Annotated in this window: 10 protein-coding genes; 1 reads left to right on the top strand and 9 read right to left on the bottom strand. The window is 70.3% G+C overall.

Annotated features, from left to right (window positions below; genetic code table 11):
• Positions 1 to 138 precede the first annotated feature (138 nt).
• The 5 genes from H299_RS32935 to H299_RS0108530 all read right to left on the bottom strand — a co-directional run bounded on the left by H299_RS32935 (position 139) and on the right by H299_RS0108530 (position 5,413).
• Positions 139 to 1,059 (bottom strand): NAD(P)-dependent oxidoreductase, encoded by a 921-nt coding sequence (locus H299_RS32935; RefSeq protein WP_037758153.1) that lies wholly within the window; start codon positions 1,057 to 1,059, stop codon positions 139 to 141.
• Complete coding sequence (locus H299_RS32930) at positions 1,056 to 2,846, bottom strand: non-ribosomal peptide synthetase (RefSeq protein ID WP_486587194.1); 1,791 nt, start codon at positions 2,844 to 2,846, stop codon at positions 1,056 to 1,058. Before H299_RS32930 ends, H299_RS32935 begins: the two co-directional genes overlap by 4 nt.
• 5 nt (positions 2,847 to 2,851) lie before the next feature.
• Positions 2,852 to 4,033, bottom strand: coding sequence for a pyridoxal-phosphate-dependent aminotransferase family protein (locus H299_RS32925; RefSeq protein ID WP_158692292.1), 1,182 nt, complete (start codon positions 4,031 to 4,033; stop codon positions 2,852 to 2,854).
• Positions 4,034 to 4,110: 77 nt separating this feature from the next.
• Complete coding sequence (locus H299_RS0108535; RefSeq protein ID WP_027748074.1) at positions 4,111 to 4,314, bottom strand: MbtH family NRPS accessory protein; 204 nt, start codon at positions 4,312 to 4,314, stop codon at positions 4,111 to 4,113.
• Positions 4,315 to 4,465: 151 nt separating this feature from the next.
• Positions 4,466 to 5,413 (bottom strand): winged helix-turn-helix domain-containing protein, encoded by a 948-nt coding sequence (locus H299_RS0108530; protein WP_027748073.1) that lies wholly within the window; start codon positions 5,411 to 5,413, stop codon positions 4,466 to 4,468.
• Between the two features lie 172 nt (positions 5,414 to 5,585).
• On the opposite strand from H299_RS0108530, the gene H299_RS32920 reads away from it, so the two are divergent.
• Complete coding sequence (locus H299_RS32920; RefSeq protein WP_199782408.1) at positions 5,586 to 6,710, top strand: MFS transporter; 1,125 nt, start codon at positions 5,586 to 5,588, stop codon at positions 6,708 to 6,710.
• 35 nt (positions 6,711 to 6,745) lie between these two features.
• Here the strand turns inward: H299_RS32920 and H299_RS0108520 are convergent, their stop codons facing one another.
• The 4 genes from H299_RS0108520 to H299_RS0108505 form a co-directional block, all read right to left on the bottom strand.
• The gene (locus tag H299_RS0108520; RefSeq protein WP_027748072.1) at positions 6,746 to 8,920 is read right to left on the bottom strand and encodes an AfsR/SARP family transcriptional regulator; all 2,175 of its coding nucleotides are present in this window, start codon (positions 8,918 to 8,920) and stop codon (positions 6,746 to 6,748) included.
• Between the two features lie 207 nt (positions 8,921 to 9,127).
• Complete coding sequence (locus H299_RS0108515; protein WP_027748071.1) at positions 9,128 to 9,421, bottom strand: hypothetical protein; 294 nt, start codon at positions 9,419 to 9,421, stop codon at positions 9,128 to 9,130.
• Entirely contained in the window at positions 9,414 to 10,088 is a 675-nt protein-coding gene (locus H299_RS0108510; RefSeq protein ID WP_027748070.1) for a PIG-L deacetylase family protein, read from the bottom strand. The genes H299_RS0108515 and H299_RS0108510 overlap by 8 nt, the downstream gene beginning before the upstream one ends.
• Positions 10,089 to 10,097: 9 nt before the next feature.
• A complete protein-coding gene (locus H299_RS0108505) occupies positions 10,098 to 11,855 on the bottom strand; it encodes a carbamoyltransferase family protein (protein WP_486587193.1) in 1,758 nt (585 codons plus the stop codon).
• Positions 11,856 to 13,018 lie beyond the last annotated feature (1,163 nt).

The following is a 13,018-nucleotide window of genomic DNA, read 5'->3' as shown; positions in this document are numbered from 1 at the left end:
GGGGGCCGACGCGGGGCTCCGGCCGTGCCCGCAGGGGTGGAGAGGTCCCGTGGACGGCGGGGGGCAAGTTCCGAGGCAGAGAGTGCGTATCAGGGCACGAGGGGCGGACGGACCGCCGAGGGCACCACCGGCGCCGACCTAGTAGCCCAGCTGGCCGTCGATGAGTCCCAGCGGCTGCCCGCCCGCCGCGACCCGCCGGACGTTGGTCTCCACCAGCCGGGCGAAAGCCTCCTCGGAGTGGCCGAAGTCTCCCGCACTGTGCGCGGTGACGACACAGTTCGGCAGGTCCCACAGGGGATGGCCGGAAGGGAGCGGTTCCGGGTCGGTCACATCGAGCGCCGCTCCGGCGATCCGCTTCTCCGCCAAGGCGGTCACCAGGTCGTCGGTGACCACCAGCCCGCCCCGTGCGACGTTCACCAGATGGGCATCGGAACGCATGGCAGCGAGCCGTTCCCGGTTGACGAGGCCCACGGTCCGCGGGGTGAGCGGTGCGGCGAGAAAGATCACCTTCGCCTCCGGAACATGGTCGTCAAGCGCCTCGGCTGGCCGGGTCCTGGCCCCGTCCACCTTCGCGACACCGGATCTGCTCACCACCGTCGCCCGGACCCCGAAGGGAAGCAGCAGATGGAGCAGGGACCTAGTGACCGCGCCGCCGCCGACCACGAGGACATCCGTCCCGCGCAGGCTCGCCGCGGGCTGGGGAATCCACTCCCGCTCGCGGATGGGTACCGGGAGCCCGCGCAGTGACGCGAGCGCGAGCATGAGCGCGTGTTCGGCCACGAGGTCGGCCTGAACACCCTGTGCGCGGCTCCAGTTGACGCCGCCGTCCAGCAATGGCAGATAGTCCTCCGCGCCCGCGCTGGCCAGTTGCACCCAGCGCACGGCCGGTGCCCTGGCGAGCGACTCCCCCAGTGCGCCGGGATCGTCACCGAGCCATACCAGGCCCTGCGCGGTCTCCATCGCGGACGGCTCGCCGCCGGCACGGCGGATCGCGGCGACCACCTTGGCCGATGTGGCCCGCGGCAGTACGGCAACGGGGAACAGGGGGAGCGCGGTCATTCGGCCGCCCTCCCGCGCACCCGGTGGGCGAGGCCGCGGACGGTGCCCGCCTCGACGGCCTCGTGCGGCGCGAGCCGCACGTCAGTGACCGCGGAGATCCGGTTGATCATGCTGAGGAGAAAGAGGGAGTCACCGCCGAGTTCGATGAAATCGTCGAGCACACCGATCTCGTCGATCTGGAGCATTTCGGCGGCGGCGGCGCACAGGTCCCGCTCCAGCGGGTCGGCCGGGGGCACGAAGGCGGTGCTCTGTTCCGGCCTGCGCGGCATCGGTGCGGGCAGCGCTCCGCAGTCGATCTTGGCGTGCGCCGTGAGGGGAAACGCGTCGAGGATCACCATCGTCGACGGGATCATGTGGGCGGGCAGGTGGCCGGCGAGGAAGCCGCGCAGCTCCGCCACCGACACCGCACCGGTATCCGCCGTCACGTACCCAACCAGACGGCGTGTGCCGGTACCGTCGTCCCGGGGCACCACGACGGCCTGGCGCACCGCAGGATGACCGCTCAGCGCCGCCTCGACCTCCGCAGGTTCAATCCGGTAGCCGCTCACCTTCACCTGCTGGTCTACACGCTCCAGGAATTGCACTCTCCCATCGTCCAGTTCACGCACCAGGTCACCCGTTCGGTAGAGCCGGGCACCGGCCTCGCCCGAGAAGGCGTCCGGTACGAACTTCTCCGCCGTCGCGGCGGGCCGGTTCTGATATCCGCGGGCCAGCGAGGCACCGCCGATCAACAGTTCTCCCGGCCTTCCCGGCTCCACTAGCCGAAGCTCCTCGTCCACCACGAACATCCGGGTGCCGGGGATGGGGGAGCCGATCGACAGCACCCCGTCGTCGGGCATGAGGCCGGGCGGAACGTTCCAGTAGGTAGCTGTAGCCGTGGTCTCGGTCGGACCGTAGACATGGACAAGGGTGATGCCCGTGGTGTTCCACGCACGGACCGCCTCGGGCAGAGCCCGGTCCCCGCCCATCACGGTCAGGCGCACAGAGGGCGGGACGGTGTTCCCTGTGTCGATCAGATGACGCACGAGCACATGCCACTGGGCCGTCTGGAGCTCCATCAGGGTGATCGACTGTGCGGCGAGGAAGTCCAGCAGGCCGTGCGCGGTCGACAGGAGCGAGCGGTCGGGCGCGAAGACCAGCGTCGCGCCCCGGACCAGCGGCGGGAACAGTTCCTCCAGCGAGGCGGAGAAGGCGGACGAGGCCAGCATCAGATAGCGGTCGTCGGCGCGCAGCCGGAATTCGTCGGCGGCGGCGAAGGCCAGGTTGGAGAGCCCGCGATGAGTGATCATCACCCCCTTGGGTGTTCCGGTCGACCCGGAGGTATGGATCACACATGCGAGATCGTCCGGACCGGCGTCGAACTCCCGTACGCAGTGGTCGCTCCGGCCGCCGTCTGGCTGGATGGTTCCGGCCGCCAGCCCCGCACCCGCCTCCGGCCGGTCCGCGTCATTGATCAGCAGAACGATTCCGGCCTGGGACGCGAGCAGGCGCTGCCGCGCCACGGGGTACTCTCGGTCGATGGGCACGTACACCGCGCCGAGGCGGAGTACGGCGAGAACCGACACCAGCAGGTCCCCGCTGTGGCGCATCATCACACCGACGTGGTCCCGCGCGCCCACCCCGGCGGCGGCCAGCCGGTTGGCGAGGTGGTTGACCCGCAGGGCCACTTCCGCGTAGGTGAGTTCGCCCGCCATGTCGACCAAGGCAGTCGCGTCGGGAGTGTCCGCCGCGGTCCGCCCGAACACCAGGGGTAGCGGTTTCTCCCGATTCAAGGTTCCCGTCCTCATGGTCGTCACGCGCCACCCCGCACGGACTCCGGAACCGCCAGCCGGGTGCTCTCCTGCGCCGCCTGCTGGGCGGCCAGCTCGGTCATGACCGCGCCCACGCCCGCTCCGGGCGGAACCGCGGAGCCCGCCGACCACAGGACGCTCTCCAGCGCCCCGACTGCAGTGATCACGTCCCATGCGTCGATGTGCCCGCAGTGGCCCACCCGGACCACCTTGTCGGCCAACGGTCCGTTGCCCGCGGCCAGTTGCACACCGGTCCGCTCGAAGACCTTTCGGACCAGCTTCTCGGCGTCGACCCCGTGGGGGACGTACCCGGCGGTGACGATGGAGTTCCGGTCGTCCGGCGGGGTGAGCAGGCTGAGCCCCAGTCCGGTCAGTCCCGCCCGGGCGAGCCTGCCCAGCTTCATGTGCCGGTCCATCCGGGCATCGATTCCCTCGGCGAGGCAGGCCCGCACCGCCGCGTCGAGCTGCACCAGGACACCCACCGCAGGCGTCCACGGTGTGCGCGGGACGGCCTGCTTCAAATTGTCCCTGGCGGTGGACCAGTCGAAGTAGAAGCGCGGCAGCAGGGCCCGCTCGTGCCAGCGCCACGCCCGTTCCCTCACGGTGGCGAAGGAGACTCCGGGTGGTGCCATGAGTGCCTTCTGGGAACCACTGATCACCACGTCCAGTCCCCACTCGTCGGCGCGGATCTCGCAGCCGCCGAAGCCGGACGCGGAGTCCACGATGGTCAGTACGTCCGAGGTCGCGGCGCCCAGAGCGGCCAGATCGGCGACGACGCCGGTGGAGGTCTCGCAGTGGACGGCGATCACCGCGCTGATGCCGGGGTCCGCCGCCAGCCTCGCCTCCACGACGGACGGTTCCACCTCCCGTCCCCACGGCACGCTCTCCTCGACGACGTCGAGACCGAAGGCCGTGCAGAGCGCGGTCCACCGCGCCCCGAACGAGCCGTTGTTGAGAACGAGCACGCGATCGCCGGGGGAGAACAGATTCTGCACCGCGCTCTCGACCGCACCGGTCGTACTGCCGGTGAAGATCAGGACGTCGCCGGCCGAGCCGGCCAGCGCCCGGAGGCCGTCCAGTGTCCTGGTGAGCAGTGCGGCGAACTCCGGTGTCCGCTCGTCGGCCATCGGGGCAACACCGGCGGCGATGACGGAGTCGGGCAGCGGGGTTGGTCCAGGAACCATGAGCCGGTCTTTACGGAACGTCACGGTCAAACCTTCCGACGATGAACGGATGTGCCCTGCGGAACGGGGCAGCGTGCTCAAGCGGTACGCGCCCCGAGATTCAGCGGACGCATTTCGGTCCATATCTTCTCGATCCGGCGCAGGCACTCGGCTCTGCTCCCGATGGTGCCCTCGTCGAACCAGCCCGGCGGGCTGTCCCGGTCCTGCAGCCAGACCGAGTACTGTCCCTCGTCGTTGACGACGACTCGACAGCGCTCCGCGTCAGCGGCATCGTCACGCATCTCGTCTCCAGTGGCGGTTGACTGTGTACTGCGGCATTCGATCAATGCCGCTTCACATACTGGTCCCCGCGGCTGTGCCGGGGCTATCGACCGGCTATGGAGCAGCGCGCACCCCCCCCGTATCACGGTGTGGTGGAGCGCGGGGCGGCGGTCAGCCGCGTGCCAGGTCGTCGCCGAGGCGTGTGCGCGCGTACAGCACGGCGTGTCCGCGCCGGGCGGGCGTCAGCAGTCCGCCGGCGCGCAGTGCGGCTAGGTGCTCGGAGACGGTGCTGGGGGCCAGCCCGAGCAGCCGGGCGAGGGCCGATGTGCTCATCGGCTCGTCCAGCGCGGTCAGCACCCCCGCCTTGGTACGTCCCATCACCCGGGCGAGTCCGGTGTTGTCGGGCCGGACCGCACCCGTGCCGGCGATCCCGCGGGCGGGGTAGATGACGGACGGCTGCCACGGCGCGACAGCGATGACACTGGTGCGCGGCCAGGCGAACACGCTCGGCACCAGCAGCAGCCCACGCCGGTCCAAGGGGACCCTCGCCCGTGCCGGGTTGCGGACGACCACGGCGTCGGTGCCCGCGCGCTCGGCCATCCGGACGTCGGGGTGGAGTCCGTCGATCGCCGCGTCCAGCCCTCCCGCCGCCAGCCGGCCCGAGCGGAAGCCGATGTCGGCATGGAGGATGTCGCGCAGGACCGGCCAGCGCGGGGCGATCAGCTCCCGCCAGGCGATCTCCAGCTGACTGGCCAGCAGATCGCGGGCGCCTCCCGGGTCGGCCCGCAGCCCGCCGGTGTCGACATTCAGGGTATCCAGCTCGGTCGCCACCTGCGCCGCCGGTGTGCGGCGCACTTCGGCCAGCTGGGCCTCTGCTGTTGTGCCGGGGCCGGTGGTCGGCGGGCTGAGAAACTCGCAGATGTAGTGCGGATCCCCGAGTACGGACAGCAGCTCGGCGATGGGCAGGCCGGCCATCGCGTCCACATCGAGTCGGGCCACCCCGGGCGGATGGCCGCGCAGCCCGAGTCCGATCTGGAGGGCGGCGAGAAGCTCCTCGAGCGGCGAGACCGCGAAGCGCACCCGGTGCGCACCCAGCGGAGTGAGCATGAACTCGATCATTGCGGCTCCGGAAGATTCGGCTCTACCCGAATTATTAGCAGCAAGGGCGACCCGGTGCCACGTTCACCGGGTGACGACGACACATCCGGACAGCGCGCGGCCATCCCTGTTACGGCACAAGCCATACTGGCGGTGGTCCACGGCCACGCAGTTCAGCCGGCTCCCCAGCACCATGGCACCGCTCGCCTTCACGGCACTGACCACGGCCACGACCGGTTCCTACCGGACGGGCGCCGTGATGATGGTCGCGTTCGTGATCGGCCAACTGGCCGTGTCGATCCCCGTGGGACGGCTCCTCGACCGCGCGGGGCCGGGCCGGGGCCTGCATGTCCTGTTGTGGAGCTCAGCCCTCACCGCGCTCGCGGTGGGAGGCGCTGCGCTGGCGGGCGCGCCCACTTGGGGTCTTCTGGTGGCGGCCGGAATGTGCGGTGTCACCGCGGGCGGTCTGTCCGCCGGCTTTCGCACCCTGCTCTCGCGCACGGTCGATGACAGCATGCTGCTGCGCGCCATCAGCGTCGACGCGATCCTGCTGGAGGCGGGGATCATCGCGGGGCCGGCGCTGGCCGTGGCCCTGGGCAGCGGGCACTCGACGGCTCCCATGGCTGGGATGGCCGCCGCGTTCGTGGTCAGTTCTCTTCTCCTGCCGAGGGCGGGGTCGGGCACGGCCGCCGTCGCGCAGGAACCGGGCGCGGATGCGGCCCCGATCGCCTGGCTCCGCACGGTCGGCTGGCTGGGGTGCCTGTTCACCATCGGGCATCTGCTGTCCACCCTGGAGGTAGGTGCGCTGCCGCTGGCGGAGCGGGCCGGCGCGGGTCAGGGCGCGGCGGCGCTGCTCATCGGGGTGCTGTCGGTAGCCAGCATCGTGGGCAGCGCGCTGTTCGCCTGGCGCGGTGGTGCCGGCACGGCCTGGGCCGTGCTCTTCCTGTCGGGCCTGGCCGTGGGCGGCGGTCTGACAGCGCTCGACGCCGGCCGGCCCGCGCTGATCGGTGGTCTCGTACTGGTCGGGCTCTGCACCGGTCCGCTGCTGGCCGTGGGTTCCGTCAACCTCCAGCGGGTGCTGCCGCGATCGCGCCGGTCCGAGGGTTTCTCCGTCGCCCATGTCGTGCAGACGGTCGGGTTCGCGTCCGGGTCGCTCAGTCTGGGGATGCTCGATCTGGAGACGGCGATCGCCCTGGGCGCGGGCAGCGCGGTGGCTTGCGTCGTACTCGTGCTGAGCACCAGGGGGCATCTCGGGGCGGAACCGGACACTGGGACCGTTCAGCCTCCGGGCCCGGAGGCTGAACGGTCCCGCGGGTGACGGTGCCGGGGCGCCGTCACCCGGGGTCGGTCCGGTCAGCGCAGCTGGCTTCCGGTGCCGGACAGGTTCCGCCGGAAGGGCGGTCGCCCCGCCGGGAAATCCACCGGCGACGGGCCGAGGTCTCCCGAGGACCGGGAGGCCGCCGATACCGCGTGGCTCCGGCACTCCCGCCAGTCGCCGGGGTGGCGGTCCGCCCTCAGCAGCGGGGTCATCCCCGCCACCAGTGCGCAACACGCGTCGTCCTCACCGAGGCGGTGGGCCTGTCGGACCATCGCCAGCAACTCCGGCCGGTTGTTTTCGAACCAGATGGCCGGGGAGGACTCGGCCTCCCTGGCTGCTCTCGCCAGCCGAGGGTGCAGGATCACCGGCGCCCCCGGCTGGTGAGGTCCCGAGCCGCCTCCGGAGGCCCGTCTCAGCAAATGGATCCAAGCGTCGAAAACCCGGCGCAGAGCGAGGTGCTGCTCCTCGGGCGGAACCTCGCGGAGCCGCTCCCTGGCGACCAACCGCACCAGAGCGGACAGCCGGTATCTCGTCTCCGACCGCACCCGGCGGGCCGTGACGAGCTGAGCATCGAGTAAGCGGTAGAGATGATCGTGGCAGTCGTCGGCATCGTCCAGCAGAACGCCCGGCAGCCACCCGGGAAAGTCCGCGTTCTCGTACCTGGCGAGCCGGGCGAAGAGCCGCTTGGTGTCGCTGTCGAGTTCGCCGTGGTCGCGCAGGATGCTCCCCCGTACGCTGACCCCGCCGTAGGAGAGTTCATCGAGCTGACGAGTGGGGTCGAGCAGCAGCGCGATCGCGTCGGCGAGGGTCCAGTAGGGTCGGGCGTTGAGTTTCCCCGCGATTGCCCGCAGCGCGAGCGGCAGCCTGCCGACCATGTTCACCAGGGTCACGGCTCCGGAGCTGTCGTCGCCAGCGCGCCCGTCGTCGAGCATGGCCGTGAGCATCTCCACGGCCTCGCCGGTGCCGGGGACCTCCAGGTTGACCCGTTCGGCGCCGGGCAGTCCGCCGAGTCTGCTTCTGCTGGTCACGATCACCACGCACTCAGGGGAGCCGGGCAGCAGGGCCCGGATCTGGCGTTCGTCCCGGGCGCCGTCGAGCAACACGATGGCCCGGCGCCCGGCCAGGGCGTTGCGGTAGAGCGACACATGGTCGTCGCAGTCGGTGCGCTCGTCGGGGAGTGCGCCCAGGGTGTACAGAAAGCGCTCGATCACCCGAGCCGGGGTCACGGAGGGGGGTTCCCGGGTAAGGTCGGCGTGGAGCTGGCTACCGCCGAAGCGCTCCATCAACTCGTGTGCGAGATGCACCGCGAGGGTCGTCTTCCCCACCCCCGCGGGTCCGGAGATCACGATCACCGTCGCACGTGGACGGGCACCGGTCGCGCAGACGGTGGGCCCGGTCTTCTCGAGAAGTTCCTTCAGGACCGCCCGCCTGCCCGCGAAGTCCCCCACGGTGGGCGGCAGCAGATGCGGTACGGGAAGCTCGGCCCTGCCCGCGGGCGGGCCGGCGGAGACATCCGGGACCAGGTCGTCCTCGGCCAGGATCCGCCCGTAGAGCTCGCGTAGCCGCACCCCCGGCTCGACACCGAACTCCTCCACGACACTCCGGCGCGCCCGGTGGTAGACCTCCAGTGCCTCGGGCCTTCTGCCGACCCGGTGCAGGGCCGTGATGTACAGCTCCAGCAGACTCTCCCGGAAAGGGTGTTCGGCGATCAGGGCCATCAGCTCGTGCAGTACACCGTGCGGATTGCCCAGCTCGATCTCCGCGCCGATGCAGACCTCCAGCGCGTCCGTGCGCCGCTCGGCCACCTGGGCAGCGAAGGCGCGCACCGAGGCGTTGTCCACATCGGCGAAGGGCACGGCGGCGGAGATCTCAACGGCCTTGCGCAAGCCGCGCACGGAGGCGGGTGACGCATGCGTGGTGAGACGTTCGAGTGCCGCAGTGAGTGCGTCGTCGAAGGCGCCGAGATCCAGCTCATCCGGCCGCACTGCCAGTACATAGCCCGTCGTCCGCGTGGCGATGCGGTCCTTCAGTCCGGCCTGGGCGAACTTGCGCCGGAGACTGGAGACACAGGCGTGCACCTGGCTACGCGCCGTGTTCGGCGGATTCTCGCCCCAGATCTCGTCCACCAGGTAGTCGATGGACCTCGCCTGATTGGCGTTGATGACGAGCAGGGATAGGAGGGCACGCTCGCGTGACGACTTCAACACCACTCGGCCATTGGTACCCGTGACCGACAGCGGTCCGAAAGCCTGAAAGGTCCAGCCCATGTCACCCCTCGTGCCTGGTGGTTCGTGAGTGCTGTGTAAGTGTGCGCCGCCCGCCGGAGGTACAGGTGCCAGCGCGACCGGTCCGCCGCCGGTGAGCGGTCCGGGCGCCCGACTCAGGCATGTGCGGTGACCGCGCGGCGGACCGGTCTGTCACGAGGCCTCCTTCCGCGCCCTACGCAGGTCATCCGTCCTGGTCAGCGCGTATCCGGTGGCGACAACGGTGGCCCGGGCAGAGCCCAGCGCCTCGCGCAGGAGCCGGATGGCGTTGCCGGAGCGGCCTGTGTGCGTACTGTCGGCGCGCAGCAGGGACAGCACCGTCTCCAGAGCAGCGAACTGAGCCTCGTGGAGGGGATCGGCACGGTCGAGATCGTCCATGAGATCGGTGATCGCCCGCTGGGCGCGCGTCAGGGTGCGGGAGGAGGGCCGGGCCGCCCGGTCAGTCATGGATCCGGCGTACGAGGACGAAGGGCTCGGCTGCCTCGCGGCCGACACCGCTGCCGCAGGCGGCCGCGTGCGCGCGGATGGCCTTCGAGGAACGGGGGTGCGGCCATGGCCTGGTCTCCGTCTCGTAGCACTCGAAGGCGGCCACCTTGATGTCCAGGGTGGCGGTGATATCCGAGAACCAGGTGGGGGTGAAGGTCGCCTCGAACGGCGGCGTCCACTCGACACTGGATGTCGGCGCGTAGCTCAGCACCCGGCGCACCGGCCCGCCGGGGCGCGGGCGGGTGGCGACCATGACGGAACGGAACACGGCACGGTGGTCCAGGTTCACATCCGGGTGCACGGTGTACACGGTGCGCGGGGCGAGCTCCCTGACCGCGTCCTCCACCACAGCATTGATGTCGACGTGCGGCGTGGTGTCGAGACGCATGTCGGGAAGATCGCGCTGGAGATACGCGCGTACTCCGAGGAGTTCGGCGGACCGCCTGGCCTCCTCGTGCTTGGTCTTGAGGACGACAGGATCGTCCGGGTACTGGCTGGAGCTGCCGTCCGTCACACAGAGCACGGTGACCGTGGCGCCCTCGTGCAGTGCATGCTTGGCGATGGTCCCTCCCATGCCGAGCACTTCGTCGTCGGGGTGCGCGGCGACCACCAGGATCCGCTCGGTCATCTGGCTTCCTCATCCCTTCCGCACGATGAATTTCGCGCCGAGTACGAGCACATCGAGCCCCGTGGCCCAGAATGTGCGCAGTGCGTCCTCCGCAGTGTTAACGACGGGTTCCCCGCGCACATTGAACGAGGTGTTCAGCAGCACCGGGACTCCGGTGACCCGCTCGAACTCCTTCAGCAGCCGGTGCAGCTGCGGTCCGGAGCCCCGGTGAACCAGTTGGATGCGCGAGGTGCCGTCCGAGTGGACGACCGCCGGGGCATCCCGTTTCAGGGCGGCGTTGGCGCTGAAGGCCATGGTCATGAACCGGGAGTCGGTGAATCGTTCGAAGTAGCGCTCCGCCGCCGCGGCCGTCATCGCGGGCGCGAAGGGACGCCACAGCTCACGCTGTTTCACGGCCTCGTTGACCTTGTCGCGGGTCGCGACGGTACGGGGATCGGCGAGGATGCTGCGTTGGCCCAGGGCCCGTGGGCCCGCCTCCAGGCGGCCCTCCATCCAGCCCACAATCTTCCCGTCCGCCAGCGCCCGGCTGGTCTCGGCGAAGACGTCTGCGGGCTCCTCGAAGGGGACCTTGGCATTGCGCAGCACCTCTGCGATGTCTGCGGGGTCCTCCTCCGGACCGAGCGCCAGCGTGGTCAGCGGCGGCGGGACGGCTCCGGTCTCCCGATAACAGGCCACCAGCGCGGTTCCGGCGGCGCCACCGCTGTCGGCACAGAGCGGATGGGCGAACACATCGGTCACGCAGTCGAGTTCGAAGATCCGGGAGTTCATCTTCACGTTGTGGGCAATACCGCCGCCGATGCAGACCGTGCTGATGCCGGTCTCCCCGACCGCCCAGGTGACGAGGCGGCAGGCGGCCTCCTCCAGCGCGCTCTGCACGGCGAACGCGAGATCCATGTGCCGGCGGGTGATCTCCTCGGAGGGCAGCCGGGGGGGCGCTCCGAGCAGTTCAGGCAGCGCGTCGGTGAAGCGGCCGGACCAGGAGTGCTCGCCGCGGTGGATGTAGGCGGGGTCGAGCCGGTACTCGACGCCGTCGTCGGCAACGGTCAGTACCCGCGCCACCAGCGCCCGCAGGCGGGCGTCAGGCTCTCCGTGTGCCGCCAGACCCATCACCTTGTACTCGCCGTCGTACGCGTCGAAGCCGAGGTACTCGGTGAAAGCCGCATAGAACCAGCCGAGCGAGTGCGGAATCCGGATCTCACGGACGGGCGTGAGATCCGTACCCCGTTTCACCCACACCACGGTGGTGTGCTCATCGCCGGAGCCATCCGCGCTGAGTGTGATCGCCGTCTCGAACGGGGACTCCATGGCGGCCTGGAAGGCATGGGTGTAGTGGTGCGGCGACGACTTCAGCGGTGGGAAGCGTAGATCGCCGAACTCCTTTCGCCAGTGGCGGTGGTGGACCCGCTCCATCGCCGTCTCGTTGTAGGTCCTGAGCGTCCCCGCCTGCCAGTCGAGCGTGGCCTGATCGGGCTCCGTCCCCTCCTCTGCGGCGAGACGGGAGTAGAACTTCGCCATTGTCCCATCCGTGTACGCGGGCAGGTCCCAGCCCACCCCCACCGCCGCGACCTCGTCCAGCCGGACGCCCGCCTCCTTCAGGCAGTGGCGCAGGGACCGGATCGGGTAGACCCCCTCGGCATGCTTGTTCCGGACGAAGCGCTCCTCCTCCGCGTAGGCGACGACCCGGCCGGCCCGTACAGCGGCCACGGAGGGGTCGACGGGACCGAGCGAGATCCCGAGGTACACCCTTTCCAGGGATGAATCAGACATGACGCACACTCCTCTGGTGAACGGGTGGGAAACGACTGGGCACTGGAGCGGCAGTAGGGCACCACGACGGGCGGGCGCGGTACGGGCGACCACCGCGCGGGCGGGCCGGTCGCTTCACAGGCCGGATCCAGCCGGCGGGGTAGCGGGCGGAAAGGCGGCGAAGCATCCACCGCACCCGGGGCGAGGACGGCGACGGCCGCGCGCCGGGCCCGGGGATCTGGAATGAGCAGTCAGCCCGCGTCGGGGTGCTCGGCAGAGGGTCCGTGAACACGGCCCACGGCCGCACCCCGGCTTCCCTCGCCCCGATACCGACACAGCGCGCCGGGCACCACTCGTCCGGCCGTTCCCTGCGCCGGGTGGAAGCGGCACCTCCAGTGCCGCGTCCCGGGCCGGGGAGTGAATCCGCCGTTTGCGCGGTGCACGCACCCCGGCCCGACGAATAGCTGCGCAAGCTGTCCTCCAGTCGGGAGAGCTGGTGCCGGGAGCATCCGATGCGGGCAGTACCCGAGTTCGACGCAAGAGCCCGGGCATCCGGGGCGACGGCGGTTACGGGTTAGCAGACAAGCAGGTGGGCCGCAGGAATTCAACAGCCGGGAATGCATCGGGTCAACCGATGACCTCACGATACGCAAGGGGTGACCGGAGACCGGCGAAAGATGCACGTCCGCGAAATATGAGAATGCAATCCATGCAAATTGGCCGGGAGTCGCTGCATTCGACTCGCCAGGTTCCGTTAGGCCCTCAGCGGGCATCGCCGCCCGGCCGAGCCGAAGCCCGGACGATGTGCACCCCGTGCTGTGCGCACATCGGGAGATCGGCCGGGAACCCTCCCTCACCCCCGGTGCTGCGGCCAGCCCGAGCACCCCCGGAGCTGCCGAAATCCCGCTCGAAGGACCCGCCGGACACGAGAGCCGAGCGACGGGAGGGGGGTGGCGACCGGGAGCTCACCGGCTGCCCCCACCGGCCCCGGGCCGCCCGGCATCGGTCCCGATGACACCGAGCCTCCTCCCGGGCCCACGATGCCGATGCACCCGTTCGGGGCGGATGAGCATTCATAGCGCCCGGCCGGACCGCCCCTGCAATTTCTCACGCGGTCCGCACCTTATTGGGTCAACGGATGACCTCACTCGGCGGGAAGGGGTTGACGCATACCGTTCCCGGGG

The organism is Streptomyces sp. CNH287, from assembly GCF_000424825.1.
The sequence above is the reverse complement of the archived record's forward strand: the minus strand, read 5'-3'. Positions and strand labels throughout refer to the sequence as shown.

What these genes read in the sequence shown, in the direction of transcription:
- H299_RS0108505 (WP_486587193.1), bottom strand. Translation starts at nt 11,855, where the DNA reads ATGTCTGATTCATCCCTGGAAAGGGTGTACCTCGGGATCTCGCTCGGT.
- H299_RS0108530 (WP_027748073.1), bottom strand. Translation starts at nt 5,413, where the DNA reads ATGATCGAGTTCATGCTCACTCCGCTGGGTGCGCACCGGGTGCGCTTC.
- H299_RS0108510 (WP_027748070.1), bottom strand. Translation starts at nt 10,088, where the DNA reads ATGACCGAGCGGATCCTGGTGGTCGCCGCGCACCCCGACGACGAAGTG.
- H299_RS0108535 (WP_027748074.1), bottom strand. Translation starts at nt 4,314, where the DNA reads ATGCGTGACGATGCCGCTGACGCGGAGCGCTGTCGAGTCGTCGTCAAC.
- H299_RS32920 (WP_199782408.1), top strand. Translation starts at nt 5,586, where the DNA reads ATGGCACCGCTCGCCTTCACGGCACTGACCACGGCCACGACCGGTTCC.
- H299_RS32930 (WP_486587194.1), bottom strand. Translation starts at nt 2,846, where the DNA reads ATGAGGACGGGAACCTTGAATCGGGAGAAACCGCTACCCCTGGTGTTC.
- H299_RS32935 (WP_037758153.1), bottom strand. Translation starts at nt 1,059, where the DNA reads ATGACCGCGCTCCCCCTGTTCCCCGTTGCCGTACTGCCGCGGGCCACA.
- H299_RS32925 (WP_158692292.1), bottom strand. Translation starts at nt 4,033, where the DNA reads ATGGTTCCTGGACCAACCCCGCTGCCCGACTCCGTCATCGCCGCCGGT.
- H299_RS0108515 (WP_027748071.1), bottom strand. Translation starts at nt 9,421, where the DNA reads ATGACTGACCGGGCGGCCCGGCCCTCCTCCCGCACCCTGACGCGCGCC.